A 26559-nucleotide genomic window follows, 5' to 3' on the forward strand; every position below is an offset into this window, starting at 1 on the left:
GTAAGCATATAAAAAACTGAGAGATAACCTGACGCACATTTTGACTGAATAAATAAAATATTCAATTATTAAAAAGCGTAAAGACGTTACCATACAAAAGGAGAGAAAAACATGAAAACACAACGATTCCTCTTACTGACCCTTTTTACCGCACTATTGCTTGCTTTTACCGGATGCTCACAATCTCCTGAAGCAAAAGAATCCCCAAAAGAAAAACCGCAGACACAAAAAGTTTCTTCAGCTTCTGCTTCCAAAAAAAATGACCTTCCAAATATCAAAATACTGGCGACAGGAGGTACGATTGCCGGAGCCGATAAATCAAAAACCTCTACAACTGAATACAAAGCAGGTGTCGTCGGCGTTGAGTCTCTGATCGAAGCGGTGCCAGAGATGAAGGCCATTGCGAATGTCAGCGGCGAGCAAGTGGTTAACGTCGGAAGCACAAACATTGATAATAAAACATTGCTGAAGCTCGGAAAACGAGTCAACAAACTGCTTTCTTCAGAAGATGTTGACGGTATTGTCGTGACTCACGGAACAGATACATTAGAAGAAACGGCTTATTTTCTGAACCTCATTGTGAAAAGTGATAAACCGGTTGTTGTTGCCGGTTCGATGAGGCCGTCTACAGCCATCAGTGCTGACGGCCCGTCCAACTTGTACAACGCAGTTAAAGTGGCGGGCGCACCTGACGCAAAAGGGAAAGGGACGCTCGTCGTTCTCAATGACCGCATTGCTGCAGCACGATACGTTACAAAAACCAACACAACCGCAACAGACACCTTTAAATCAGAAGAAATGGGATACGTCGGAACGATTGCCGATGACATTTATTTTCATAATGAAATGACACGCAAGCATACAAAGGATACCGAGTTCTCGATTTCCAGCCTTGATAAACTGCCGCAAGTAGACATTCTGTACGGCTACCAAAATGACGGAAGCTATCTGTTTGATGCAGCTGTGAAAGCCGGAGCAAAAGGCATAGTGTTCGCAGGATCAGGCAACGGATCTTTATCTGACGCAGCCGAAAAAGGAGCAGTCAGTGCGGTCAAAAAAGGCGTCACAGTGGTTCGCTCAACCCGTACGGGGAATGGGGTCGTCACACCGAACGGCGACTATGTGAAAAACGGCCTTTTGGCATCAAACTCCTTAAATCCGCAAAAAGCCCGGATATTGTTAATGCTCGCGCTCACCAAAACAGATGATCCTAAAAAAATCCAAGACTATTTTAATGAATATTAAAGAGAAGAAGGCGAAAAAGCCTTCTTTTTTTGCATTTTCGGGATCATAAACAGCTCAAATGTTCTCTCAACCTTAAAATTTCTTTAAAAATAAGTAAAATTTACCCTTTACTTAATTATTTTGGCAAAGTAATATAATTTATGAATTTGTTACAAAAAAAGGAGGAAACTATGAAACTTTTAAGAGGTAAGATCATTGCACTTGTAACAATTGTTGCGCTGTCAGTTACATCCATGTTTGCGATGCAGCCGTCAGCGAAAGCCGCTGAACATAATCCGGTGGTAATGGTTCACGGAATTGGCGGAGCTTCTTTTAACTTTGCCGGTATTAAAACTTATTTGGCATCACAAGGCTGGTCACGGGACAAGCTGTATGCTGTAGATTTTTGGGACAAGACAGGCAATAACTTAAACAACGGCCCAGTATTATCACGTTTTGTGCAAAAGGTATTAGATGAAACCGGTGCGAAAAAAGTGGACATTGTCGCTCACAGCATGGGGGGCGCCAACACGCTTTATTACATAAAAAAACTGGACGGCGGTAATAAAATTGAAAACGTCGTAACGCTTGGCGGCGCGAACCGTCTTGTTTCAAACAAGGCGCTTCCGGGAACGGACCCAAATCAAAAGATTTTATATACGTCCATTTACAGCTCGGCGGACATGATTGTTATGAACTATCTGTCTAACTTAGAAGGGGCAAAAAATGTTCGTATCCACGGTGTCGGACATATCGGCCTTCTGTACAGCAGCCAAGTCAACAGCCTGATTAAAGAAGGGCTGAACGGCGGCGGACAAAATACGAACTAATGAGAAACATAACCTTGAAGAATCCTATTCTTCAAGGTTATTCTGCTTTCAGCACAATTGTTTTCGCAGCCATATCATGAACGGTTTGTTTTTTCTTCGTAAATGCGGCTGTTAAATAGATCAGGCGGGAAAACACATGGACCCACGCTATCATGTAACGGACAATAGCCTGAGGGAGGGAGATTTTCTCGTGTGTTTCATCTCTCACGATTTGCAGCCCGATGATTTTTTTGCCCAGCGTACCCTTCCAATTTGTCAGCGGCATCAGCAAAGGATACACAAGCAGCATCAATATGGCGACAGCAATGACGCCAGCGGACCCGTCGCCAAACATAAATCCGGATGCTGCAATCACTGCGGCCGCAATGATCACGTCAAGCACAAGAGCGCAGGCGCGCAGCATAAAACCAGCTAGTTCCAACATAAACACTTCCTTAAAAATTTTAGATAAACACCTAACAATTGTAAAAAAGAAGGGCCTAAAGTGGGAATAGGTTATAAGTCTTACATTACAAAAGTTGATGAAAAAGTCATAGGTGAATTTACATAATGAACCAGGCTGTCACATTACCAAATTCTTTTTTAGCCCGAAACCAAGCCCTCAGAAGTTATTTTTGTTAAAATAGAAAAGTTACAACAGAATTCGGAGGGTTTATTGTGGGAAAAGTGAAAAGAAATGCCCCTTGCCCATGCGGCAGCGGTAAGAAATATAAAAAATGCTGCGGAAATAAAGTTGTCGACTTCCCGACAGAATTAGCGGCAAAAGAAGCAAAACAAATTCAGGAAGACTTAGTGGAGTATGCCTTCACAGTACATAGAGAAAGCATTTCAGGTTTTATCAACCAGCATGATTTTCTTTCTACTATGGACAGGCAGACAAAGGACATCAGTGTATTTAATTTAGGAATCTGGGGAATCTTCTTCCACCCGCTCGCTGGTGGCAAAACGATCTTTGAAGAGTACCTTCAGAAAAAAGGCGATTCGATCACCCGCCCGAAAACACGTGAGATCGTTGAATCTTGGAAGAGCATGACGCCTGCTTTATTGCTGCTGAAGGATATGAAAGAAGCAGTTATTCATTTTGAAGATGTCATTACGAAAAAACAATTCGACGTGGAAATGGACGTCACAAGTCAAGACCTCCCTCCAGTGGGAAGCTTGATTCTCGGCTATCCGATTCACGAAGCGGAAAAAGCGGAATTCTTCATGCAGTTCACAATTTTCCCAGTGAAGAGAACGGAAGAGCTGATCAGCAAGGTGAAGACATATGCGGATGCTGCAGTGAAAAACGGCAAAACGCCGGAGGACTTCATGAAGCAGGAGTTCAACAACGTACTTTTCGCGCTGTTAGCTGAAAAAGATGAACAGCCGCAGCAAGCGGAGCCTGTTCAAGAAAGCAGCGTTGAGTGGGCAAATGACATGGAGAAAGAAACAGCGGCGGCGATCGAAAAAGGCATGAGCGGAGATGAATATCCGAATGAGCTGATTCCGGCAGTCATTGACATTTGGAAATCGTTCTGCGAGAAAAAATCACCTGTCATCAGAAAGCCGGAAGCTTTTGCGGCGGCAGTTGAATATTATGTGAATGCAATCTCTCTTAACGGCGCAACCGTTTCCCAAGCCAAGCTGGCGAAAAAATACGGCGTAAGCGCATCAACGATTTCAAGCCGCTACAAAGAAATTGAAAGCACGCTTCAAGATGAAGCGGATCGCTTTGCACAATCATTAACATCTTAATGACGAACAAAAAAACCTTGAAAAGCCAAGCTTTTCAAGGTTTTTTATTTTTGGAACGGAATTTTGATTTCTAATCGGAAGACAGGATGGCGATATGTGAAATCAAGCTTTCCAAAAGCTTGGTTCACCAGCTTTTGGATCACATAAGTGCCGATTCCTTCATGAGTGCCGCTTTTCGTCGTATAGCCGAATGACTGATACAGTGTATCGAGCACTTTCGGTTCCATGCCGGGTGTCGTATTTTCACAAATCAGCACATAAAGCCCGCTTCGCAATGATGTCTCCAGCTTGATCTCCGCTTTCTCAGGGGCCTCTGCAGCGCTGTCGAGCGCATTTTCTAATATGTTGCCGGCCAGGCTGACCTGATCAGCGGGCGAGAAAGGGAGGGAAGAAAGCGGTGTATGCAAATGCAGTGAAACGTTCACATTCGAAGCGTTTGCTTTTTCCAGAAAGTCATACAGCACCCCTGCAATGTACGCACTCTCTCCTTTCAAAAACCGGTCATATTGACTGTACTGGCCCGCCCAATGTTTTATGTATGTTTGTGTGTCCGGCTCTGACTGCGCCGAGCTGAGCGCTGTGATATGCTTCATTGTATCGTGATTCCGGCTCCTCACATCCATCAGCATTCGATTGGCGTGCTGTTCAGCCTGAGTCAGCCGATCGATTTGTTTAAAAAGCTTTGTCAGCGAGCGGCACAGCCCGATGCGGAGCCATTCACACGTTGCGAATATCACAATCACAAGCAGCACCGCCAATCCAGAGGGGGCGATCAGCAAAAACGCCGCCGACAGAATGTGAATCACGGCGATGCATGAATAGAGCTGAAGCGGACAGCGATCCCGCATATGCTTCGTTTTCCATATGTATAAAACCGCTGCCGCCGCGCCTAAAGCAGCGGCGAGCCAAGAAACGGCTGTGCTGTTCGATAGAATGGCAGCCGACTGATAAAATAGGAAACTGAATAAAAACAAATAAAGACATTGAAACAGAGTTATCACAACCTGCGCTCCTCAAAAATAATAGTTTTGAAAATAATCAAGCTGCTGCTTGGTAATCATCGCTTTTTTAGATGTTCCCTCAAACGAAACCGTAAACGAATGCTTCGTATAAGCGGAAAAATGCTTAATGTAATGAATGTTGATAATAAAGGAGCGGTGCGAACGAAGAAAATCCTTCTCCGGCAGATCGCCTTTAATATCGTTTAATGTTTGATACGTTTGCACTTCTTCAGATGTTGTCACAATCGTTGTCGACCGTCCTGTGCGTTCGGCGAAAATGATATCCTTCTTTTGCAGCACATGCATTTTAGATTTTTGTTTAATCAAAATCCGCCCGTTCAAGCTCGTTTCCGTTTTCTTTTTGAAATAACGTTCGAAGGAAGAGCTGAGACGATTGGCGTGGTACGGCTTCATAATATAGTCGTGGACGTTCAGATCAAATGCGTGAACCGCATAGCCGCTGTTGCCGGTGACGAAAATCACATCCACATCCAGCGAATGAGATCTGATTAAATCCGCCAGCTCGTAGCCTGACATGTGAGGCATCTCAATATCGGCAAGCAGAAGATCAATGTCCCCGTTCTTCACCCGGCTGTAAGCTTCCTCCGCCGAATCGGTTGCAAAGACAATTTCGACATCCTGCATTCTGGACACGATTGCTTCCAGCTTCTCTAAATCTACTCGATAATCATCGACTAGTCCGACTTTTACCATTATCATTCCCCTAGTTAAATAGAATCATCTTTATTTTATCCCATTTCGCGACATAAAAAGAACTCTTCGCGACAACTTTATCCAACAAATCCAGCTTTTCGTATATAGTCAATACTAGAAATAACGAAAAGGGAGATTGTGACATGATTACACTGACGGATTGCAGCCGCAGGTTTACAGATAAGAAAAAAGTAGTCAAAGCTGTGCGTGATGTAAGCTTAACGATCCAAAAAGGAGAAGTCGTTGGCATTCTCGGAGAAAACGGAGCCGGCAAAACAACGATGCTGAGAATGATCGCGACCCTGCTTGAACCGACACAGGGCACGATCACAGTAGACGGCTTTGACACGGCCAAGCAGCCGGCGGAGGTCAAGAAACGAATCGGCGTCTTATTCGGGGGAGAAACAGGACTCTATGACCGGATGACTGCAAAAGAAAATTTACAGTACTTTGGCCGGCTGTATGGGCTGAACCGCCACGAAATCAAAGCGAGAATTGAAGATTTATCAAAACGGTTCGGCATGCGTGATTATATGGACCGGAAAGTGGGCGGGTTTTCAAAAGGAATGAGGCAGAAAGTCGCCATTGCCAGGGCGCTGATTCACGATCCGGATATCATTTTATTTGACGAGCCGACGACAGGACTAGATATTACGTCAAGCAATATCTTCCGTGAATTTATTCAGCAGCTGAAAAGAGAACACAAAACCATCCTGTTCTCCAGCCACATTATGGAGGAGGTACAGGCGCTCTGTGACAGTGTCATTATGATGCACAGCGGAGAGGTCATTTACAGAGGAGCACTTGAAACACTATACGAGAGCGAACGCAGCGACGATTTGAACTACATCTTTATGTCTAAGCTGGTCAGGGGGATTTCATAAATGGTAGGACAGATTTATAAAAAAGAGATGATCGACGCATTACGGGACAGAAAAACAATTTTACTGACGATCTTGGTTCCGATGATTACGATGCTGGGCCTTGTGTTTTTCTACGAAAGCATGCTGTCGGACAAAGGGGAGCAGTACACGATCGCTGTCGGCCAGTCCCTGCCGTCTGAGCTGGAACATAAGCTGAATGCGATTGACGAAATCAATGTAAAGACATTCGCAAAACCTGAACAGGCGGTCGATGATGGCAAAGCGGATGTGTATCTGAACGTCCCGAAAGAGTTTGATTCTTATATCACCAGTATGACATCTTTTGAGGTTGACGTTTACGGCAGCTCGGTCGATCAAGGTTCATCAAATGCTATGCAGCTTGTGCAATCTGCCTTAGAGCAGTACAAAAATGAAATTGTGCAAGAACGTTTAACGAGTAAACATATTGACCACTCGGTGATCCAGCCGTTTTCGGTTCAGCAAAAAGAAGCAGATGAAGAGCAAGGCGTTTCCGCGATCATGCTTTCCGCCATTCTTCCGATGCTGCTTTTAACATCAATCGTTTCCGGTGCCATGCCGATCGCTCTTGATATTATTGCCGGAGAAAAGGACCGGAAATCCATAGAAGCGCTGCTGTTAACCCCGGTCAGCAGAAACAAAGTGTTAGTCGGCAAGTGGCTTGCGGTTTCTACCTTCGGGATAGCTTCTGGCGTATTGTCACTGATCTTTCTGATTCTGTGCACCGTCTTATTTACGGAAAAGTTAAGAACAGCCTTTCAGCTGGGAGATCACTTATGGGTCATTATCGGAGCTTCAGCCTTGATCATCGTGCTTTCTGCAATGCTGATCGCCGCAATGGAGCTTATGATCAGCATCATTTCCGGCACGGTAAAAGAAGCGCAGAGCTATATGTCTCTTGTCGTCTTTCTGCCTATATTCCCGATGTTTTTCATCTTCAATAAGGCGCCGAATCAAATCGATCTATCCTACTTTTTCATCCCATTCCTAAACCTGCACGCCTTATTTAAACAGCTGTTATTCGGGATGATAAATCCGGCTGTCATTCTATACACGTGCGGAACCATCGTCGTGCTCATCGCCTTTTTCTTTTTACTGGCCAGAGCCTGCTTCTTAAAAGACAAATGGGTTCTTCCAAAATAAACTTGCAAAAGGAGAAATACACTTTCTCCTTTTTGTGTATGCTGAAAAAAGAAGGAAAATAGAAAAAGGATATCTAATACAGAAAGTGGAACCTGCGCTATTTTTCATCAAATCATTTCGGAAGGAGAAGGGACAATGGATCAAACACGTGCACTTGGGCAAACGAATTTACAGGTGAAACGGATCGGATTCGGCGCAAATGCGGTCGGCGGGCATAATCTGTTTCCGAATCTGAATGATGAAACTGGCAAGGACTTGGTTCGCACGGCATTGGACGGCGGCGTGAACTTTATCGATACTGCCTTTATATATGGATTGGGGCGATCCGAAGAATTAATCGGTGAGGTTGTTCAGGAACGCGGTGTCCGGGATCAGCTCATTATCGCCTCTAAAGGAGCCCATAAAGAAGTAAACGGCAGCATTGAATTAGACAACAGCCGGGAATTTCTTCGCGGCGAGGTGGAAAAGAGCCTGAAGCGGCTGAAGACAGATTACATCGATCTGTATTATGTTCATTTTCCGGATGGCAAGACACCTCTTGTGGAAGTCGCAGGCACGCTGAAGGAACTGAAGGATGAAGGGAAAATTAAAGCGATCGGGGCTTCGAATCTCAATTATCAGCAATTGCAGGAGTTTAATGCGGACGGGTACTTGGAGGTCTTTCAATCAGAATACTCTTTAATTCAGCGTGATGCTGAGAAGGAGCTGCTCCCATACTGTGAAAAACACGGGATTTCCTTTATTCCGTACTTCCCGCTCGCATCCGGGCTGCTGACCGGAAAGTTTACAAAAGATGATGCCTTTGACGACATTCGTAAGGACAAGCCGCAATTCCAGGGAGACACCTTTATTCAAAACTTGAAAAAAGTGGACAAGCTCAAAGCGGCAGCTGAGGAAAAGAATGCGGAAACGGCTCATGTCGCCTTGGCTTGGCTGTTAACGAGACCGGCTGTAGACGCCATTATTCCAGGTGCTAAGCGCCCGGAACAGCTGAAGGCTAACCTGAAAACGTTAGATGTTGAACTGACGGATGATGAAGCAGATTTCATCAGCGAGATTTTTAAATAAAAAAGGAAATAGCCAAAGGGCTATTTCCTTTTGATGTTTATTCTTTAATGAATGCTTCAACTAATTCTGCTGCTCTGTAATCGTCCATATCAAGCTGCCACTGGTCGATGTCATTTTTCTTCATTTTCACTTCAACTGTTTTTTCAGATGAAGCCGGTCCGAGCTTTTTGAATTCCTCAGGATATACTTGAAGCGCGTATTTCACAGCTTCTTCATAGCTTGCGCCAGCATTTTTGCTGTAGTAGTCTTTCACTCTGTCTTCGATGCGATCTGAGAGTGAAGATGCATCTACTGGTTTAATTGTGGCTTCAACAATCGCTTCGTCTTTGGAGATCGAAGTTGTTTTCGCTTGAATCGATGAGTTTTTGCTTAATCCCGCTTTAATGCCGTTCACGATATTATCAAGCGCTTTGCTGTCCGCATATGTGCTTGAAAGGCCTGAAGCTGAGAGGTAGCCGTCTTTTGCTGACTCGTTAAAGTCGTTCACAATCTCATTTTTGTTAGCGCCGGTGATTTTTTCGAAATCTTTGTTATCTTTACCGAAAAGAAGGACATCTATATATGCCGATAAAGCTTTCGCAGAGTCTTGGAGCTGATCTGCTGTCGCAAGAATTTTTTTGTCTTTTCCATCAATTTTGAATGTGACTGATTTTGGCTTCTTATCACCGTAAGATTCCGGCGTATAATTCAGCTCGTATTTTTCGCCTTTATCTACAACGAAGAAAAGATTTCCTTCAACGGATTTGTCAGTGTTGATCGTGCTGCCCTGCAGCTTTTCGTTATAGTCTTCAGGATCTGTGTCAGACATTTTGGTATCACCCTGGTACAAAGTGAAATCCATATTGTCTACATTAAGCGGTTCTTTCCCTGTGTTTTTCACAGCGACATTTACCTTTAACACGAGCTGATCATCTGAAGTTGACTTATCATATTGAGACGGAAGTGTATAAGAGACATCTTTGATCTTAACTTGAGCTATATCTGCGCTTTTTTCTGTTTCTGAATTTTTCTTCTCCGCGCTTGTTTTACTTCCGGAACAAGCAGCTGTAAACAGCATCAGCAGGAGAACAAGGAAAACAGCGTACGTTTTTTTCTGAAACATTCATTTTTCCTCCTCAAATGGTTTTAGGAAAGGGGAGTCTTTTGTCTTTGAGAATTGGATCTTTTTGAATGGATTGACATCATGCAGCCAAAAAAATCGGTTCTTTTCTCATGGTTTTACCCAGATTTCTGGAAACTCCGTCCTTCTTTGCGATTGATGACCTATAAAAAGTTGCAACGGAATTAATTTTAAGATTATTAGCTTTTATATTGAATAGGTTCATCATACTATTTTTGGTGAAAAATGTTCTGGTAAAACTGGAAAACACAGAAATTTGTGTATATTAGACTATTACTTTGTGATCATTCGAAGGGTGACATTCGAACGAAGAAGGGGGCCGCCTTGGTGAAAAAAGAGGAATTGAAACAAAAAGCACTGGAAATCGGCCGTGTGCCGACACACTTAAAGCTGGAAATTGAAGATTATTGTGATAATGAGAAAAGAGCACATTTTTGTTGGTTGGATCCTCAGGATGAAAACATCGGCATTACCGTAGAACTTGGACCGGAGGGGGAGCTGAAATACCTTTCTCGTGATATTGAGTCTGAAAGCGGAGAAAGGCTGTCTGAGGAGCAATTAGAGGATATCATGTGCCAATTTGTCGAGAGCTATTATCCTAGGGCGCTCTCTGCCTTTGCCCGTGTAGAAAATGACCGTACATACGACGATAAAGTGAGATTTTCATATGTTCAAATAGAGGCCGGGCTTCCTCTTCCCATGAGTGGGTTTATTGCTGAAGTTTCCTTATCAGGTGAGATGATTTTCTTCTCCTATTATGGCAAAGCGGGCAGAATCATCAAGCCAAAGCGGGTCGCGGATTATGAAGAGGCACTTGCCTTCATCAAGAAGGACGTAAAGTTCGACCTTTTGTTCGAGGTTATTCATCGTTCTGTTTACAAAAACGGGAACGATCAGCCGCATTTGGTGTATGAGCCTGAATGTAGGGCCATTACCGTGCCTGCTGATTTGGTTCGAGAAGACAAAGAATTTGATGATGACGATTACAGGGAGCGGGAAAGCTTTCCTCTCCCTTTATTCGAGGGCATTCACGAAAAGGCTGATCCTGGCAGCATGATCGGGATCGAAAAAGGCTTTGTCAAAGAGCGGGAAACGGATCTAGGGGATGGGAGAATCGGGGTCGTCTGGCGGAATCCGGATAATCCTGTGTATCAACGGGCGGATAAAAGCATGGACAGCTGGTTAAGAGGACGGATTCACCAAGTGCTGAAAACCATCCATAACAAAGAAACCGGAAAACTTGAAGGTGTTATGTCGTTTATAGACGAAAAAGGGCCGTATACCGTAAGCGAGGAAGAGTGCGAAAAAATCGCCATTCGTTTTCTGTTTGCGTTGTTTCCGAATGCTGATCAATATTTTAAGATCAAATACGATGAACAGGATGAAGAAAGCTCGTCAGCCGTCTTTACGTTTGACGTGCACTGTAACGGAGTTCCGCTTCGGTTTGGGCAGGTCAAAATCTGCGTCAGCCGCCAGACCGGACTTATTACCGTTTACATGGGACCGGACATTGACCCTGAAGTGCTCCAAGCTATTGACCCTGTTCCATCCATTTCACCGGAACAAGCCAAGTCTATCTTTTGGCGCCATTTTAAAGTGGAGCTTGGCTGGGAGAGAGAATACAAAGAAGATGAAGAATACAGCTACCGGCTCGTCTACAAGCCGGTATATCCGAGATTGATTGATGCCCATACTGGTGAGGCTGTCATGAGTGTATTCTAAAACAGTCAAAAGTCACACATTTCCGGCGTGTGTACTGGCTGAGGTATGAAAAAAGTAATAGAAAGAATATGGGAACCCAGTTTCCTTAATAGAAAAGGACCTTTCTTCACTTTCAAAGAAGAAGGGTCTTTTTATATAATAAACAAGGTTCTCTTTGTCGTAGACTCTTTGAAAGGATGACTTCATTGGTAAACAAACAGCTGAAAAAGAAGGCGCAAGAGATCGGAAATGTACCGCCGCATTATGAGCTTGAGATCGAAGATTATGCTCAAAAACAAAAGAAGAAGGGGCATGCATACTTCATTTGGAAGGACCCCGAAAATCCGGAAAAGCAAATTATCGTAGAACTCTCGAATGACGGCGCTTTGCTCACATTTTCAACAGCCGCCGGCCTCGAGCAGGACAAAAAGCTCCCAGATGCCGAGCTGAAGCTGACAGCTCTTCAGTTTGCCGCAGCCCACCATCCGGCCACATTTATGAAATTTCATTTTCAAGCCAAGGAAGAACGAGGGCATCACATCCGGTTTGTTTATACAAAAAAACAGCTGGGCCTCTCGCTTCCTAATTCAGGATTTTTAATAGATATTACCCGCAGCGGACAGATTGTCCATTTTTTATATTACGGAGAAGGGAACAAAGCCGACATCCCAAAGGAATTCGTAGAGAAAGAGAAGGTTATTTCTCATTACGTCAATACCATGTCTTTACGTCTCATGTATGACGTCATTGATGATGAACAGTCGCCCAGGCTCGTCTATGAACCGATTTTGCCGGGTTACAGCTATCCAGCGGATGTAGATGAAATCGTGCCTGACCAGCATATATCGGATGAAAGAACGGAAAACGGGGTGCCTCTCCCGCCGCTTGAAAAAAAAGAAGAAACCGATATATATGGAATGCTGGGATTTACCCCTGATATGAAAAAAGTCGGTGAAAAGGACTTCGGAGAGGAACTTGGAAGCACTTGGCGCAAAGGCAGTGCACCGGAGCGAAAGGATTTAAGCATAGGAAGCTATTTTGCAGCGAGAAATAAAAATACAATCAAGATGAAGACTGATAAAAAAACAGGAAAATTAAAAGCGGCTATTTCTTTTATGGAACAGCAGACTTCTGCACATTACTCAATGGAAGAATGCCAAGAGACAGCGCTTCAGTTTTTGTACGCACTCTATCCGAGAGCTGATGAGTTTTTCAGAGTTAATCCAATCCGAATCGATGAAAGAGGCAGGGTCCGTAATCATTTTTCTGTCTGGTATAAAGGAATACCGCTGCGGTTCGGCGCTGCCCGCATCATCGTCAACCCGGAAACCGGAAAAATTGACGCTTTTATGGCTCCGGATATAGACCCAGAGCAATTAGAAACAATCAACCACAAACCGGATGTTTCAGCTGACGAAGCGAGAGAAGCATTTTTATCTGCGTTTGATGTGAAGCTGGAATGGCAGCCTGATTTTTCAGCAGGCAGCCATCAGCATTATAAGCTTGTGTATAAGCCGATTTATCCTTCATATATTGACGCGCATAAAAGAAAAAAGAAGAGGCTGTGAGGTGTCTAGTCGGGAATCATCTGCAAGTGAGGGTAATCCTTGAACCGTTCCCAATCCCCGCCCCACTCAAATCCGAGTTTTTTAGCGATGGTGACGACCTCCAGCCAATCTGATTTCCCGTTTTGATTGCCGTCGTAATCCATATCCCATAAGATGCTTCCATCCTTTTTCTGAAGAGCGAAATCAATCGCCAAACCATAGTTATGATACGATTCCCCTCCTTTTGCATAGGTGACAATATTCCCTTTTTTTGTACGTCCTTGCTTATATAATTCGTCTTGTTCCTTGAAGGATCTGAATCCTTCGGTAATCACGATTGAGATGCCTTTATTCGCAGCGGCCGCCTTGAGGGTATCGGCATTCTGCTTCACAATCGGATCAAGAGCAGACGGAACAGGCCTGTCCTGCAGGGCAGTTTGAGCGTGCCATGCGTGCCGCACATATGAAAAACAAAGGTCCGCCACAAACAGGAGGCATAAGATAAAGGATGTTTTTGCTATTAACTTCATATCGGTCTCACTTTCTCATGAGGTGCTGAATGTTATGTTTTAAGCCATTGACTCTCTCTAAAAGAGAATAGCTATGATAAAATATAACATAAATAGTAGCAGGAGGAAGGAGGCAGAACAATGAGAGCAAAGATTCCATCTGAAGAAGTGGCGGTAAAATTAAACGAATGGTACAAACACATTCGTGCGTTTGAAGCAGTTAAAGCAGAAGCGTTAAAGCAGGAGATCGAGTACGAATTAGAAGACATGGAAGAAAATCAGGATTTGCTATTATATTTTTCTTTGATGGAATTTCGGCATCGGATCATGCTGGACAAGCTGATGCCGGTGAAAGACAGCGACACCGAGCCTCCGTTCTCTGACATGCTGAACGAAATTGAAAGCAATCAGCAAAAACTGACGGGCTTATTAGAATATTATTTTTACTATTTCAGAGGGATGTACGAATTTAAGCAGAAAAATTTCATTTTAGCCATCGATCATTATAAGCACGCCGAGGAAAAGCTGGAGTATGTGGAAGATGAGATTGAAAAAGCTGAATTTCTTTTTAAGGTCGCAGAAGTGTATTATCACATCAAACAAACGTATTTTTCGATGAATTATGCAAGCCAGGCGCTTGATATCTATACGAAATACGAACTGTACGGCCGCCGCCGTGTGCAGTGTGAATTTATCATTGCCGGAAATTTGACGGATGTCTACCATCATGAAAAGGCGCTCAAGCACTTGTGCAGCGCTTTGGATCATGCAAGGCAGCTTGAGGAAGCATATATGATTGCCGCCGCTCATTATAACGTAGGCCACTGTAAGTACAGCTTGGGAGATCTTAGCGAAGCGGAGGGCTATTTCAAGAAGGCCGCCGCCATTTTCGAAGAGCACAAATTTCAGCAGACCGTTCAAGCTGTATTTTCACTGACACATATCTACTGTAAAGAAGGAAAATACGACAAAGCAATAGAGACGTATCAACACGGGGTAAAAAGCGCGGCAGAATGGGTGGATGACATGTACTTAACAAAATTCCGCCTTATTCACGAGCTTTATCTAGGCAGCGGCGACAGGAAGGTACTCGAAGAATGCTTTGACCTTCTCGAATCCCGCCAGCTTCTCGCTGATGCAGAGGAGCTGCTGATGGACGCGGCAGAACGCTTCAATCAGCAGCGAAATTACGAGTCCGCCGCTTTCTTTTACCGCAGGCTGATGGACATAAAAAAGACACTTGCCGAGCAGCGCTTCCAATAAGAGATGGCAGAGAACCGAAAAGGTTCTCTGCTTTTTTTATGCTGTTTTCAACCCGGAAAAATGGGGTATTTTCCAGATACACAATGGAAAATCAGAGGAGGACATCATTTATGTATAAAGATTTAATCGGCAAAACAGCCATCGTAACAGGCTCTTCAAAGGGAATCGGGAAAGCCATCGCGGAACGCTTTGGGCACGAGAAAATGAATGTGGTGGTGAATTATCACAATGACCCGTCAGGAGCCGATGAAACAGTGGACATCATTAAGCAAAATGGAGGGAAAGCCGTCACAGTCGAAGCGGACGTGTCAAAGGAAGAAGGGATTCAGGCGCTGATGGATGCCGCTTTAGAACACTTTGGCACGCTTGATGTAATGGTGAACAATTCAGGCTTTAACGGTACAGAAGCCATGCCGCATGAGATGAACCTTGAAGATTGGCAAAGGGTCATTGATGTAAACGTAACGGGAACCTTTATGGGGGCAAAAGCCGCGCTCAATCACATGATGAAGAACAATATCAAAGGCAATGTGCTCAATATCTCAAGTGTTCATCAGCAGATTCCGCGCCCAGTTAATGTTCAATACTCAACTTCTAAAGGCGGTATCAAGATGATGACGGAAACGCTGGCGCTTAACTATGCAGACAAGGGAATTCGCGTCAACGCGATAGCACCGGGCACCATCGCCACAGAGTCCAACGTCGACACGAAAAAAGAAGAAAACAGACAAAAGCAATTGAAAAAAATTCCGATGAAAGCCTTCGGCAAACCGGAAGAAGTGGCTGCTGCAGCGGCTTGGCTCGTATCCGGAGAAGCGAGTTACGTCACCGGCACAACACTGTTTGTAGACGGAGGAATGACACTTTATCCGTCTCAGCTCGAGTAGAAAGAAAAAAACAGGGGGAGTGCGGGATGAAAAAAGACTGGTGGAAGGATGCAGTCGTTTATCAAATATATTCAAGAAGTTTTCAGGACAGTAATGGAGATGGGATCGGGGATTTGCGGGGGATTATTTCCCGGCTGGACTACATAAAGGAGCTTGGGGCAGATGTGATTTGGATATGTCCCATCTACCCTTCTCCAAATGTTGATTACGGTTATGATGTGACTGACCATAAGACGATTATGGAGTCTTACGGCACGATGGAGGATTTTCATGATCTGCTTGACGAGGTGCATCAGCGCGGCTTAAAGCTTGTCATGGATTTTGTCCTCAATCACACCTCAGTCGAGCATCCGTGGTTTAAAGAAGCGGAGCTGGACAAAAACAGCAAGCACCGCAGTTATTACTTTTGGCGCCCCGGAACCGAAGATGGCCCGCCGACAGACTGGGTGTCAGACTACGGACGTCCGGTTTGGCAATATGAGGAGCACACTGGCGAATATTATCTGCACATGAATGCCGTCAAACAAGCTGATTTAAACTGGGAAAACCCTGACGTTCGCCAAGCGGTATATGACATGATGAAGTTTTGGCTCGATAAAGGGGTCGACGGCTTGCGGATAGACCAGCTTCATCTGATCTCAAAGAAAGAGTTCCTTCCTTCATATGAGGACTACGTCAATCAGTGTGCAGAACCGAAACCCTTCCAGCCGAACGGCGAACGCATCCATGACTATTTAAAAGAGATGACAGACGAAGTATTTTCACAATACGATGTCATGTCGGTCGGCGAGGTTGGCTCTGTCACACCGGAGGAAGGCTTGACATATACGGGAACTGATAAGCATGAACTGAATATGATTTTTCACTTTCAGCATATGGAGCTTGACCAGCAGCCGGGAAAAGAACATTGGGATCTGAAGCCCCTGGAGCTTTCTGATTTAAAATCTGTATTAACAAAGTGGCAGAAGACGCTTGAACATAAAGGCTGGAATACTCTGTTCTGGTGCAACCACGACCAGCCGCGGATCGTTTCCCGTTTCGGAGATGAAGGGAGATATCGCAAAGAATCTGCGAAAATGCTTGCCACTGTCCTTTATTTTATGAAAGGAACGCCGTATATTTATCAAGGAGAAGAAATCGGCATGACAAACGCGCCGTTTACGAGAATTGAGGACTACAAAGATATCCAAACGATCAATATGTATCATAAACGGGTGTTTGAAAACGGCTATGATCCTGAAGGAGTGATGACTTCTATCTTGGCCAAAAGCCGGGATCACGCCCGGACGCCGATGCAATGGAGCAGCGGGAAGAATGCCGGATTCACGGACGGAACGCCATGGCTGAAGGTCAATCCGAACTATACATCCATCAATGCCGAGGAAGCGGAGGCAGACCCCGATTCCATTTTAGCCTATTACAAAAAGGTGATCAGTTTGAGAAAGCAGTATGCAGATCTTATAAAAGGAAGCTACGATCTCTTGCTCCCAGATGATCCGCAGCTGTTTGTATATGTCAGAGAGAACGGCCGGCAGAAGCTTTTGGCGGTGAATAATTTTTCAAAAGAGAAGGCTGTATTCCAATGGCCGGAGCGCTGCTGCAAGGATCAGGCGTCCCTTTTACTCAGCAATTATAAAAACAACGGTGATATGGCTGATGAAATGGTGTTTCAGCCTTACGAGAGCAGAGTGTATCTTTTGAACACATGTGAATAAGAAGTCAGCCCGGCGCAGTTTGCCGGGTTTTTCAGTACATATATCCGCGCTGCACGCGGGAAGAATAAAAACATAGCGTCAACATAAAATTAATCTTGCAAAACGTAATGACTTCGGTTTATTATTATTAAGGATTACAAAATCGTTATCATTTTGATTTAAAGTCATTGTGAAAAAGAGGGGATATTCGTTATGTTTAAAAAATGGAGCGGTTTGTTTGTGATTGCAGCGTGCTTCTTATTGGTCGCGGCATGCGGCAACTCATCAACAAAAGGGTCAACGGATTCAAAGAGTGATAAACTGCACATTGTCACGACGTTCTACCCGATGTATGAATTTACGAAACAAATTGTGAAAGATAAGGGCGATGTGGATCTTTTAATTCCGTCTTCTGTCGAACCGCACGACTGGGAGCCGACGCCGAAGGATATTGCAAGCATTCAGGACGCAGATTTGTTCGTTTATAATAGCGAATACATGGAAACTTGGGTTCCTTCAACTGAAAAAAGCATGGGCCAAGATCATGCAGTTTTCGTAAATGCGAGCAAGGGCATCGATTTAATGGAGGGCTCTGAAGAAGAACACGAACATGAACACGGAGATCACGAAGAGCATGAACACAGCCATGAAATGGACCCTCATGTATGGCTCAGCCCTGTTTTAGCGCAAAAGGAAGTTGAAAATATTACTGCGCAAATCGTGAAGCAAGACCCGGATAACAAAGAATACTATGAGAAAAATAGTAAAGAATATATTGCAAAACTGCAGGATCTTGATAAACTATATCGTACAACCGTAAAAAAAGCGGCGAAGAAAGAGTTTATCACACAGCACACAGCTTTTGGCTATTTGGCAAAAGAATACGGCCTGACTCAGGTTCCGATTGCAGGGCTTTCTCCTGAACAAGAACCGAGTGCAGCTGACTTAGCAAAACTGAAAACGTATGCCAAAGAGCATGACGTGAACATTATATATTTTGAAGAAATTGCATCCTCCAAGGTTGCAGATACACTGGCCAGTGAAATCGGCGCGAAAACAGAAGTGCTGAATACGCTGGAAGGCTTAAGCAAAGAAGAACAGGATAAAGGTATAGGGTACATCGACATCATGAAGCAAAACCTCGATGCCTTGAAAGATTCACTATTGGATAAATAAAAAGATAGTGTGCGCCGGAGGGTGCACACTATTTCTTTGTGAGAAAGGAAGATTGACATGAATCTCGTCTCATTGAAAGATATCGTTTTTGGCTATTCCCACACGCCTGTGTTGGATAAAGTATCTCTTGATATTGAAAGCGGCGAGTTTGTCGGCATCACAGGTCCCAACGGCGCTTCTAAATCAACGCTGATCAAAGTGATGCTCGGCATGCTGAAACCGTGGGAAGGCAAGGTAACAATCAGTAAAAAGAATGCAGAAGGAAAACGTCTGACTATAGGGTATGTCCCGCAGCAAATCTCTTCATTTAATGCAGGTTTTCCGAGCACGGTGCTTGAGCTTGTCCAATCCGGCCGGTACACAAAAGGGAAATGGTTTAAACGTTTGAATGAAGAGGATCATATCGAAGTAGAAAAAGCCCTGAAAATGGTGGAAATGTGGGAGCTTCGCCACCGGAAAATCGGTGACTTGTCGGGCGGCCAGAAACAGAAAATCTGTATTGCCAGAATGCTTGCCAGCAATCCCGATCTCTTAATGCTGGACGAACCGACGACAGCGGTTGATTATGACAGCAGAAAAGGGTTTTACGAATTCATGCACCACTTGGTGAAAAATCATAACCGCACAGTTGTGATGGTCACTCATGAACAAAATGAAGTACAGCAATTTTTAGATAAAGTAATTCGATTAGAGAGAGGAGAAAAAGGCGGATGGAAATGTTTGACTTGGAATTCATGCGACGAGCTTTTCTAGCAGGCGGCATGATCGCCATCATGGCCCCGATTTTAGGGGTATATCTTGTGCTTAGAAGGCAGGCCTTAATGGCTGACACACTCTCGCATATTTCACTGTCGGGTGTTGCCATCGGCTTTTTCCTCAGCACCAATATTACCGCGGCGAGCATAGTCGTTGTGACCGTCGGCGCGGTCGGAATTGAATACATGCGGCGGGCATATCGGACATATTCGGAAGTATCCATTGCCATCTTAATGGCGGCGGGTTTGTCCTTCGCGATGTTTTTAATCAGCCTTTCGAAAGGCGCCGCCAATATGAGCATTGATCAGTACTTATTCGGGTCGCTCGTGACGGTTAACCAGCAGCAGGTCTATATTATCGGCATCATTACATTGTTGATTCTGCTTTATTTTATCGTGCTGAAAAGGCCGCTCTACCTGCTGACATTTGATGAAGCGACAGCCAAAACGTCCGGAATCAATACAAACATTTTGTCGATGTCATTCAGCATTGTCACTGGTCTTGCGATCTCAGTTATTATTCCGATTATCGGCGTACTGCTCGTATCGGCACTGCTCGTATTGCCGGCAGCTTTCGCCATTAGAATCGCAAAAGGCTTTAACATGGTATTTATGTCAGCTATACTCATTTCCTTATTCAGTGTATTTATGGGACTGACATCATCTTATCAGCTCGGCACACCGCCAGGGCCTTCCATTACCCTGCTGTTAATTGTTCTGCTCCTGATCGGTTTTGCAGTTCAGGGGATATGGACGTTTATCAAGAAAGAAACCCAGCGTAAAAAAGGGCGCAGATAAAAATAAAAAGCAGTTTTTCCTTGGGAAAAACTGCTTTTTTTATAGAAATAACCCGGCAAGACGTTCATATGATTCTTTTTTCGCCTCAAAATCAAACACATTGCAAAGAACCATGATTTCATTTGTTTCATAGCGGTCCGCCAGCTCCAGAAGCTGCTGTTTTACAGTGCTTGGCGAACCGATGACCATGCGCTTTCTGTTTTGTCGTATTTGGTTTTTATCTGATTCACTATAGTGGTATGCTTTCGCTTCCTCAATGCTTGGCACCCTGCTGTCCAAGCCTTTCCCGACGCGAAGAAGCCACAAATCCTGGCTTAACGCGAGCTCCTCTGCCTCTTCATCTGTTTTTGCGCAAATGACAAAGATCGTAAACAGTGCGGCCGGAGATGTGAAATGAGCTGATGGATGAAAGTTTTCACGATAGACGCGAAACGCGCTTTCCCCTCGTTCAGGGTTGATAAAATGTCCAAACACATATCCGATTCCCTGATGGGCCGCTCGCCTTGCGCTGTTCTCCCCTAATCCAAGCACCCAAAGCTCCGGTACTGTGTCAATAAGAGGAGCCGCTTTGATCCCGGCATACGGATGCCCGGCGGGAAGCGAATCGGTCAGAAAATAAGAGACATCCTGAAGCTGTCTGTTAAAATCGGTTAAGCTTTTTTTGATGCCGTCGGTTAATGCGAGCCGGGTTTTCGTCGTTCCGCCCGGCGAACGCCCGAGGCCGAGGTCAATCCGGTTCGGATACAAGGCTTCAAGCTGGCGAAAGGTTTCGGCCACCTTAAAAGGGCTGTACTGAGGCAGAAGCACGCCGCCAGACCCGACACGAATCTTGTTTGTGTAAGCCGCGATGCGGGCGATCATAATTTCCGGTGCCGTGCTTGCCAGTCCTTTCGTGCTGTGGTGTTCGGCAAACCAATAACGCTTATAGCCCCATTCTTCACTTCGTCCGGCCAGCTCGACCGAATGCTGAAGGGTTGTCACGGGGCTTTCTCCTTTAGAAACAGGTGCCTGATCAAGTATGCTTAAATGAATCAAAAGGCCGCTTCCTTTCCGTTGCTTTTTAGAATGTGATACAAGAATAGGCAAAATGACTCGCTCACGTCAAATGGTTTGTTTAAGATCCGCCATTCATATGATTTGCAAAACATATATCAAATATGGGAGATTTTTTTCGAGGATTTTCGTCAATTATTCTTAACTTTTACGAAACTTTGATATAATAAAAAACGTATATATTAATAATTTACGGCATACTCAAGTTACGTTTGTACGTAAAAATAAATGTGACTATATTCACATTTCGATGATTAGGAGTGAATCGTGTGGCAATTTCTTTAGAAAAAGGTCAGCGAATTGATTTAACAAAAGGAAAAGCGGGTCTGTCAAAATTGATAGTCGGTCTCGGCTGGGACCCAGTTTCATCAGGCGGCGGCTTTTTTGGAAAGCTGCTCGGCGGAGGCGGACCAAATATTGACTGTGACGCATCAGTGCTGATGCTGGAAAACGGCAAGTTCACTGATAAGAAAAATGTCATTTATTTTGGAAACCTGAAAAGCCGCTGCGGCAGTGTCAAGCACACAGGTGACAACCTGACAGGCGACGGAGCGGGCGATGATGAGCAGATTTTAATTGATTTGGCGAAAGTGCCTGCCAACATTAATAAGCTTGTATTTGTTGTGAATATTTATGATTGCGTAAGAAGAAAACAGGATTTCGGCATGATTCAAAATGCTTTTATCCGTGTTGTTGATCAATCGAATCATGAAGAAATGCTCAAATACAATTTGAAAGACAATTATGCCGGCAGGACAAGCCTGATTACAGCTGAAATCTACCGCCAGGACGGCGAGTGGAAATTCGCGGCGGTCGGCGAAGGCACAAATGATACGAGATTAGAAGATATTGTCAACCGGTACGTATAAAAGAAAAAGGAGTGGATGAAACATGGCAATTTCATTGGCAAAAGGACAAAAAGTAGATTTAACAAAAACAAATCCGGGTCTTTCAAAGGTTGTTGTCGGTTTAGGCTGGGATACGAATAAGTATGACGGCGGTCATGACTTTGACCTTGATTCAAGTGTATTTCTTTTAGACGCGTCTGGAAAATGCGCATCTCAAAGTGATTTTATTTTCTATAACCAGCTTGAAGGAGGAAACGGTTCAGTCGTTCATTCAGGCGATAACCTGACAGGTCTTGGCGAGGGTGATGACGAGAATGTAAAAGTCAATCTCAGCGCCGTACCTGCGAATATCGACAAAATCTCATTTGTTATCACGATTCATGAAGCGGAAGCGCGCAGCCAAAACTTTGGACAAGTGTCAAACGCGTTTGTACGCATTGTCAATGAAGAAACAAATGAAGAGCTTATTCGTTACGATCTTGCGGAAGATTTCTCTATTGAAACGGCAATTATCGCTGGCGAGCTTTACAGACACAACGGAGAATGGAAATTCTCTGCTATCGGCTCAGGCTACCAAGGCGGTCTTGCCCGCATCGCAACAGACTACGGCTTGCAAGTCGGTTAAGACATATTACGAAGAGCAGAAAGGAGAGAGGCAGTATGGCCATTCAATTAGCAAAAGGACAGCGTGTTGACTTAACGAAAACAAACCCGGGACTCACAAAAGCGGTGATCGGTTTAGGCTGGGATACAAATAAGTACTCAGGCGGACACGATTTTGACCTGGATGCTTCAGCCTTTTTAGTGGATGCGCATGATAACTGTGTGAATGATCTCGATTTCGTCTTCTATAATAACCTTGAGCATCCGAGCGGCGGTGTCATCCATACGGGTGACAACCGCACCGGTGAAGGCGACGGAGATGATGAGCAGATCATCGTTGATTTTTCAAAAATCCCTGCTCACATTGAGAAAATCGGCATCACAGTTACAATTCATGACGCGGAAGCACGCAGCCAAAACTTTGGACAAGTATCAAACGCGTTTGTACGCGTTGCGGATGAAGAGACTCAAAATGAGCTTCTTCGCTTCGATTTGGGAGAAGATTTCTCCATTGAAACAGCCGTTGTCGTATGTGAGCTGTACAGACACGGAAACGAGTGGAAGTTCAATGCGATCGGCAGCGGTTTTTCCGGCGGCCTTGCTTCATTGTGCCGGAACTACGGTTTGCAAGTGTAAGCGAGTGACAAATAAAGCAGTCACCGTTTTCAATTAATAGGAGGAAAAAACTTGGAATTTTTACATCACATCATGTCTACGTATGCTTCATTTTTCGATTGGAAAATGTGGGGAGAGGTATTGTCTGATCCTGTTTCCTGGGGTCTGATCGGTTCCCTTGTTGTGCTGGAAGGCCTTTTATCGGCCGATAACGCGTTAGTTCTTGCGGTTATGGTGAAACATCTTCCGGAAAAACAGCGTAAAAAAGCGTTAACGTATGGTTTATTCGGAGCGTATATTTTCCGATTTATATTCATCGGACTCGGTATGCTTCTCATTAAATTCTGGTGGATCAAGGTGCTTGGCGCGCTTTACCTGGCTTGGCTCGTCATTAAGCACTTCTGGATCGGCGAAAAAGAAGAGGAAGCAGACGGTATTAAGAAAAACTCTTGGATGGTCCGTACATTCGGTATCTTCTGGGCAACTGTTATTTCAGTTGAGCTGATGGACCTTGCCTTTTCTGTGGACAGCATCTTGGCCGCGTTTGCGGTATCTGAAAAAGTATGGGTTCTTTTGATCGGCGGTATGCTGGGTATTTTAATGATGCGAACAGTCGCAAAAGTATTCCTTGTGCTGATCGATAAAATCCCTGAGCTTGAAAACACAGCATTCGTGTTAATCGGAATTATCGCGCTGAAAATGGCAGGGAGCGCTTTCCATTATGAAATGCCGCATTCTGTATTCTTCATTATCATTATCGCTGCATTTGCGGTAACATTTATCATTCACTATATCAACAAACAAAAGCAGGTGCGCGAACAAACAGCTGCGTCAAAAGAAGAATAAAACAAAACAAGGAGGGAGTTTCATGTCCTTCCTTTTTTGTTACAGAAAAGAGGGTGACTGGTTTGCGGTATTTCCACTATTTATCAGCGCGTCAAGAAGAGCATGTATTTTATCAAGTGCCGAAACAGGTCACGAAAGAGGCGCCTAAAAAATGGCTTGAACAAGCGCTGGGAGCCCTATTATATATGCCTGCAACCCGCCACGACATAGCCGCTATGATTACTGAACAGAAGTACGAGGATCTAACATCCGTTGTTTTCTGCTTAGAGGATGCGATTGGGGATCATGAAGTCGAGCAGGCTGAACATAATCTCAACATTCAGCTTGAGCGCATAGAACAGGCGATTCAGCAAAACAAAATGGAACCGGATAATCTTCCGCTCATGTTTGTAAGGGTGCGTTCTCCGCAGCAGCTGCAGGAGCTGGCGGGCCGCTTGAAGCGCTTTCTTCATTTGTTAACCGGTTTTGTGTTTCCGAAATGTTCAGGAGTGAACGCCCGTGACTATGCGGAAACGCTGGACAACATTTCTCGCGGTATGAGAGCGCCGATTTATGGAATGCCGATTTTAGAAACGCCCGATTTGCTTTCTAAAGAGACACGGCCGGAGGCTTTCGGAGAGCTGAGTGCGGTTCTCCATCAATATCAGGACTTGATCTTAAATGTGCGAATCGGTGCGACTGATTTGTGCGGGTTATACGGCATCCGGAGAAAGCCGGGGCAAACCATCTATGATATTCGCCTGATTTCCGATTTTATGGCGGATGTCATCAATTATTTCGGCCGGACGTTTGTCGTTTCTGGACCGGTCTGGGAATATTTCCAGACAGCGCAAAAGCCTCACCTTCTGTCAGCACACCAGCCTTCTGAGCTGAATGAGCATGTCAAAGGTTTGGTGAAGGAAACAGAGCTTGATATCGTTAACGGGATTCACGGAAAAACAGTCATTCACCCGTCTCAGCTTAAAGCGGTAAACAGCCTGTATGTTGTATCAAAGGAAGACTTTATGGATGCGTTAAGCATTATTCATCACGGAAACGGTTCAATCGGTGTGATGAAAAGCCATTTTTCCAACAAAATGAATGAGATGAAGCCCCATATGAAATGGGCTGAGAACATCATAATAAAATCAGAAATCTATGGGGTGTATCATGAAAACCGATCTTTCTCCGATTTGCTCAACGAACAGCAAAACACTTCAAATATTGGACAATATGGCGGTTGATCTGTCGGTCACTGACAATCCGCTTTCTATTCCGGAGCAAGTCTTATTTGAAATGGCGGCGCGGGTGAACAAAAAAAGGGGTTTTTTATTTGTCAGCAAAGTGCTGGGAAAGCATATTCCAGTTCATCCGCTGAAGCCGCTTTTGGCGTCAGGGCTGCTTGCTTTGGAGTACGCTGAACGAAAAACGGGCCGTGAGCTGAAGGAGAAGGCCGACATTTTGAACGGGTTTCTTTCAGGAACGGACAGCGGGCTTCGGGCTGCTTATCGAATATTGCAAAACCAGCGCATTGCACTAGAGGAGGCGCCGCTTGTGATCGGGTTTGCGGAAACAGCGACAGCCCTTGGACACGCGGTTTATGACTGCATTGAGAATGCGTCGTATGTCCATACAACACGTGAACTGATACGAAACAACGAGCCTTCCATTACCTTTGTCGAGGAGCACTCCCATGCGACCGACCAGCTGTGCTATGCGGAACCTCATATGATCAACAACGATTGCCCGGTGATTCTCGTGGATGATGAAATCACGACAGGAAAAACCGCACTGCATATCATTCGGGATATACAATCGAAGTTCCCCCGCAAAGAATACGCTGTTTTGTCTTTATTGGATTGGCGCACTGAGGAGCACAAACAAGCTTATGCTGAAGCGGAACGGGAATTAGGGGTTACCATATCAACAACAGCTTTACTGTCTGGGCGCATTTCCTTTAAGGGAGAGCTTTTGTCAGAGTCCTCCTACGATTACAGACCAAAGCCGCAGGAATCAGCAATACACAGAACAGACATCGACTTGTCCGGCTTCTTTGCATCCTTACCTTATCAGCCGGCCATATTCGCAGACGAGCATTTTTATGTGAAGGAAACAGGGCGGTTTGGCTTAAAGGCGAGTGACAGGCAGGCGGTTCACGAGGCCTGCCGCCTAGCTGTGCAGCATGTGGAGCAGTATCGGAAGGGGAGAAGAACGCTTGTGCTCGGAACGGGAGAGCTGATGTACATTCCTATGAAAATCGCAGCGCATCTTCAGGGCGCCATTTCCTATCACTCTACTACCCGCAGCCCGATTCACCCTGTTGTCAAAGCGGGCTATGCTGTGCAAAACGGTTATTCATTTATGAATCCCGAAGATGAGGCGGTTCGCCATTTTATCTATAACCTCCCCGCCGGAGCGTATGACGAGGTCTTTTTCTGTCTTGAAAAGACCGTTTCGGATGAGGCGTTACAGCCGATTTTTCATATATTCAAAGAAAAAGAAGTGCCGCATATCCACATTGTTACCTTTTCAGGAAAGGCGTGATC

Annotated in this window: 26 protein-coding genes and 1 pseudogene; 20 read left to right on the forward strand and 7 right to left on the reverse strand. The window is 44.7% G+C overall.

Annotation, left to right across the window (positions count from 1 at the left end; translation table 11 throughout):
- The first annotated feature begins 111 nt into the window (after window positions 1-111).
- Window positions 112-1245 (forward strand): type II asparaginase, encoded by a 1134-nt coding sequence (locus AU387_RS00565; protein WP_044162065.1) that lies wholly within the window; start codon window positions 112-114, stop codon window positions 1243-1245.
- A gap of 170 nt (window positions 1246-1415) precedes the next feature.
- Window positions 1416-2054 (forward strand): lipase EstA, encoded by a 639-nt coding sequence (estA, locus tag AU387_RS00570; RefSeq protein ID WP_044162064.1) that lies wholly within the window; start codon window positions 1416-1418, stop codon window positions 2052-2054.
- Window positions 2055-2091: 37 nt separating this feature from the next.
- Here the strand turns inward: estA and AU387_RS00575 are convergent, their stop codons facing one another.
- Window positions 2092-2475: an RDD family protein gene (locus AU387_RS00575; protein ID WP_059334631.1), complete on the reverse strand. Its 384-nt coding sequence runs from the start codon at window positions 2473-2475 to the stop codon at window positions 2092-2094.
- Between the two features lie 236 nt (window positions 2476-2711).
- Between AU387_RS00575 and AU387_RS00580 the strand changes: the two genes are divergently transcribed.
- Complete coding sequence (locus AU387_RS00580; RefSeq protein ID WP_044162061.1) at window positions 2712-3791, forward strand: helix-turn-helix domain-containing protein; 1080 nt, start codon at window positions 2712-2714, stop codon at window positions 3789-3791.
- Between the two features lie 44 nt (window positions 3792-3835).
- On the opposite strand, the gene natK is transcribed toward AU387_RS00580, so the two are convergent.
- Together natK and natR are read right to left on the reverse strand one after the other, a co-directional pair.
- Window positions 3836-4792: a two-component system sensor histidine kinase NatK gene (natK, locus tag AU387_RS00585; RefSeq protein WP_059334427.1), complete on the reverse strand. Its 957-nt coding sequence runs from the start codon at window positions 4790-4792 to the stop codon at window positions 3836-3838.
- A 12-nt stretch (window positions 4793-4804) separates the two neighbouring features.
- On the reverse strand, window positions 4805-5506 hold the full coding sequence (natR, locus tag AU387_RS00590) for a two-component system response regulator NatR (protein WP_059334428.1): 702 nt from the start codon (window positions 5504-5506) through the stop codon (window positions 4805-4807).
- Between the two features lie 143 nt (window positions 5507-5649).
- Here natR and natA point away from each other — a divergent pair, with 143 nt between their 5' ends.
- The 3 genes from natA (at window position 5650) to AU387_RS00605 (ending at window position 8619) form a co-directional block, all read left to right on the forward strand.
- Window positions 5650-6390, forward strand: coding sequence for a sodium ABC transporter ATP-binding protein NatA (natA, locus tag AU387_RS00595; RefSeq protein WP_059334429.1), 741 nt, complete (start codon window positions 5650-5652; stop codon window positions 6388-6390).
- On the forward strand, window positions 6391-7551 hold the full coding sequence (locus AU387_RS00600; RefSeq protein WP_059334430.1) for an ABC transporter permease: 1161 nt from the start codon (window positions 6391-6393) through the stop codon (window positions 7549-7551).
- A gap of 135 nt (window positions 7552-7686) precedes the next feature.
- The gene (locus tag AU387_RS00605; protein WP_059334431.1) at window positions 7687-8619 is read left to right on the forward strand and encodes an aldo/keto reductase; all 933 of its coding nucleotides are present in this window, start codon (window positions 7687-7689) and stop codon (window positions 8617-8619) included.
- Between the two features lie 37 nt (window positions 8620-8656).
- On the opposite strand, the gene AU387_RS00610 is transcribed toward AU387_RS00605, so the two are convergent.
- Both AU387_RS00610 and AU387_RS21535 read right to left on the reverse strand, forming a co-directional pair.
- Window positions 8657-9721, reverse strand: a complete 1065-nt coding sequence (locus tag AU387_RS00610) for a DUF4352 domain-containing protein (RefSeq protein ID WP_059292019.1) — start codon at window positions 9719-9721, stop codon at window positions 8657-8659.
- 23 nt (window positions 9722-9744) lie between these two features.
- Window positions 9745-9875 (reverse strand): annotated as a pseudogene (locus AU387_RS21535) (hypothetical protein).
- A 164-nt stretch (window positions 9876-10039) separates the two neighbouring features.
- Here AU387_RS21535 and AU387_RS00615 point away from each other — a divergent pair.
- Together AU387_RS00615 and AU387_RS00620 are read left to right on the forward strand one after the other, a co-directional pair.
- Window positions 10040-11461: a YcdB/YcdC domain-containing protein gene (locus AU387_RS00615; protein WP_059334633.1), complete on the forward strand. Its 1422-nt coding sequence runs from the start codon at window positions 10040-10042 to the stop codon at window positions 11459-11461.
- A 185-nt stretch (window positions 11462-11646) separates the two neighbouring features.
- Window positions 11647-13008, forward strand: a complete 1362-nt coding sequence (locus AU387_RS00620) for a YcdB/YcdC domain-containing protein (RefSeq protein ID WP_059334432.1) — start codon at window positions 11647-11649, stop codon at window positions 13006-13008.
- 5 nt (window positions 13009-13013) lie between these two features.
- Here AU387_RS00620 and cwlK read toward each other — a convergent pair whose 3' ends face one another.
- On the reverse strand, window positions 13014-13517 hold the full coding sequence (gene cwlK, locus AU387_RS00625; RefSeq protein ID WP_044162047.1) for a peptidoglycan L-alanyl-D-glutamate endopeptidase CwlK: 504 nt from the start codon (window positions 13515-13517) through the stop codon (window positions 13014-13016).
- Window positions 13518-13637: 120 nt separating this feature from the next.
- On the opposite strand from cwlK, the gene AU387_RS00630 reads away from it, so the two are divergent.
- The 6 genes from AU387_RS00630 (at window position 13638) to znuB (ending at window position 20069) form a co-directional block, all read left to right on the forward strand.
- The gene (locus AU387_RS00630) at window positions 13638-14759 is read left to right on the forward strand and encodes a response regulator aspartate phosphatase (protein ID WP_059334433.1); all 1122 of its coding nucleotides are present in this window, start codon (window positions 13638-13640) and stop codon (window positions 14757-14759) included.
- Between the two features lie 110 nt (window positions 14760-14869).
- Window positions 14870-15646, forward strand: coding sequence for an SDR family oxidoreductase (locus AU387_RS00635; RefSeq protein WP_059292016.1), 777 nt, complete (start codon window positions 14870-14872; stop codon window positions 15644-15646).
- 26 nt (window positions 15647-15672) lie between these two features.
- Window positions 15673-17361: a glycoside hydrolase family 13 protein gene (locus AU387_RS00640; RefSeq protein ID WP_059334434.1), complete on the forward strand. Its 1689-nt coding sequence runs from the start codon at window positions 15673-15675 to the stop codon at window positions 17359-17361.
- Between the two features lie 192 nt (window positions 17362-17553).
- A complete protein-coding gene (locus AU387_RS00645; protein WP_059334435.1) occupies window positions 17554-18516 on the forward strand; it encodes a metal ABC transporter substrate-binding protein in 963 nt (320 codons plus the stop codon).
- Between the two features lie 57 nt (window positions 18517-18573).
- Window positions 18574-19269: a zinc ABC transporter ATP-binding protein ZnuC gene (gene znuC / locus AU387_RS00650; RefSeq protein ID WP_024120122.1), complete on the forward strand. Its 696-nt coding sequence runs from the start codon at window positions 18574-18576 to the stop codon at window positions 19267-19269.
- Complete coding sequence (gene znuB / locus AU387_RS00655; protein ID WP_044162037.1) at window positions 19227-20069, forward strand: zinc ABC transporter permease ZnuB; 843 nt, start codon at window positions 19227-19229, stop codon at window positions 20067-20069. Before znuC ends, znuB begins: the two co-directional genes overlap by 43 nt.
- A 39-nt stretch (window positions 20070-20108) precedes the next feature.
- On the opposite strand, the gene AU387_RS00660 is transcribed toward znuB, so the two are convergent.
- The gene (locus AU387_RS00660) at window positions 20109-21104 is read right to left on the reverse strand and encodes an LLM class flavin-dependent oxidoreductase (protein WP_059334436.1); all 996 of its coding nucleotides are present in this window, start codon (window positions 21102-21104) and stop codon (window positions 20109-20111) included.
- Between the two features lie 287 nt (window positions 21105-21391).
- Between AU387_RS00660 and AU387_RS00665 the strand changes: the two genes are divergently transcribed.
- The 6 genes from AU387_RS00665 to AU387_RS00690 all read left to right on the forward strand — a co-directional run bounded on the left by AU387_RS00665 (window position 21392) and on the right by AU387_RS00690 (window position 26557).
- Window positions 21392-21991, forward strand: a complete 600-nt coding sequence (locus tag AU387_RS00665; RefSeq protein ID WP_059334437.1) for a TerD family protein — start codon at window positions 21392-21394, stop codon at window positions 21989-21991.
- A 22-nt stretch (window positions 21992-22013) separates the two neighbouring features.
- Window positions 22014-22595, forward strand: a complete 582-nt coding sequence (locus tag AU387_RS00670) for a TerD family protein (RefSeq protein ID WP_044162033.1) — start codon at window positions 22014-22016, stop codon at window positions 22593-22595.
- 35 nt (window positions 22596-22630) lie between these two features.
- Window positions 22631-23209, forward strand: a complete 579-nt coding sequence (locus tag AU387_RS00675; RefSeq protein WP_010332927.1) for a TerD family protein — start codon at window positions 22631-22633, stop codon at window positions 23207-23209.
- A gap of 51 nt (window positions 23210-23260) precedes the next feature.
- Window positions 23261-24034 carry a TerC family protein gene (locus AU387_RS00680; protein WP_044162031.1) on the forward strand — a complete coding sequence of 258 codons (774 nt, stop codon included), beginning with the start codon at window positions 23261-23263 and terminating at the stop codon, window positions 24032-24034.
- A gap of 62 nt (window positions 24035-24096) precedes the next feature.
- Window positions 24097-25257, forward strand: coding sequence for an HpcH/HpaI aldolase/citrate lyase family protein (locus AU387_RS00685; RefSeq protein WP_059334438.1), 1161 nt, complete (start codon window positions 24097-24099; stop codon window positions 25255-25257).
- Window positions 25247-26557, forward strand: a complete 1311-nt coding sequence (locus AU387_RS00690; protein WP_059334635.1) for a phosphoribosyltransferase family protein — start codon at window positions 25247-25249, stop codon at window positions 26555-26557. The genes AU387_RS00685 and AU387_RS00690 overlap by 11 nt, the downstream gene beginning before the upstream one ends.
- The last annotated feature ends 2 nt before the right edge of the window (window positions 26558-26559 follow it).

The sequence above is a fragment of the Bacillus halotolerans genome, from assembly GCF_001517105.1.
Classification (GTDB): domain Bacteria; phylum Bacillota; class Bacilli; order Bacillales; family Bacillaceae; genus Bacillus; species Bacillus halotolerans.

Coding starts and splice junctions, on each gene's coding strand:
- znuC (WP_024120122.1), top strand. CDS start 18,574: ATGAATCTCGTCTCATTGAAAGATATCGTTTTTGGCTATTCCCACACG.
- AU387_RS00675 (WP_010332927.1), top strand. CDS start 22,631: ATGGCCATTCAATTAGCAAAAGGACAGCGTGTTGACTTAACGAAAACA.
- cwlK (WP_044162047.1), bottom strand. CDS start 13,517: ATGAAGTTAATAGCAAAAACATCCTTTATCTTATGCCTCCTGTTTGTG.
- znuB (WP_044162037.1), top strand. CDS start 19,227: ATGGAAATGTTTGACTTGGAATTCATGCGACGAGCTTTTCTAGCAGGC.
- AU387_RS00565 (WP_044162065.1), top strand. CDS start 112: ATGAAAACACAACGATTCCTCTTACTGACCCTTTTTACCGCACTATTG.
- AU387_RS00630 (WP_059334433.1), top strand. CDS start 13,638: ATGAGAGCAAAGATTCCATCTGAAGAAGTGGCGGTAAAATTAAACGAA.
- AU387_RS00645 (WP_059334435.1), top strand. CDS start 17,554: ATGTTTAAAAAATGGAGCGGTTTGTTTGTGATTGCAGCGTGCTTCTTA.
- AU387_RS00690 (WP_059334635.1), top strand. CDS start 25,247: ATGGCGGTTGATCTGTCGGTCACTGACAATCCGCTTTCTATTCCGGAG.
- AU387_RS00635 (WP_059292016.1), top strand. CDS start 14,870: ATGTATAAAGATTTAATCGGCAAAACAGCCATCGTAACAGGCTCTTCA.
- AU387_RS00640 (WP_059334434.1), top strand. CDS start 15,673: ATGAAAAAAGACTGGTGGAAGGATGCAGTCGTTTATCAAATATATTCA.
- natA (WP_059334429.1), top strand. CDS start 5,650: ATGATTACACTGACGGATTGCAGCCGCAGGTTTACAGATAAGAAAAAA.
- AU387_RS00670 (WP_044162033.1), top strand. CDS start 22,014: ATGGCAATTTCATTGGCAAAAGGACAAAAAGTAGATTTAACAAAAACA.
- estA (WP_044162064.1), top strand. CDS start 1,416: ATGAAACTTTTAAGAGGTAAGATCATTGCACTTGTAACAATTGTTGCG.
- natR (WP_059334428.1), bottom strand. CDS start 5,506: ATGGTAAAAGTCGGACTAGTCGATGATTATCGAGTAGATTTAGAGAAG.
- AU387_RS00605 (WP_059334431.1), top strand. CDS start 7,687: ATGGATCAAACACGTGCACTTGGGCAAACGAATTTACAGGTGAAACGG.
- AU387_RS00600 (WP_059334430.1), top strand. CDS start 6,391: ATGGTAGGACAGATTTATAAAAAAGAGATGATCGACGCATTACGGGAC.
- AU387_RS00610 (WP_059292019.1), bottom strand. CDS start 9,721: ATGTTTCAGAAAAAAACGTACGCTGTTTTCCTTGTTCTCCTGCTGATG.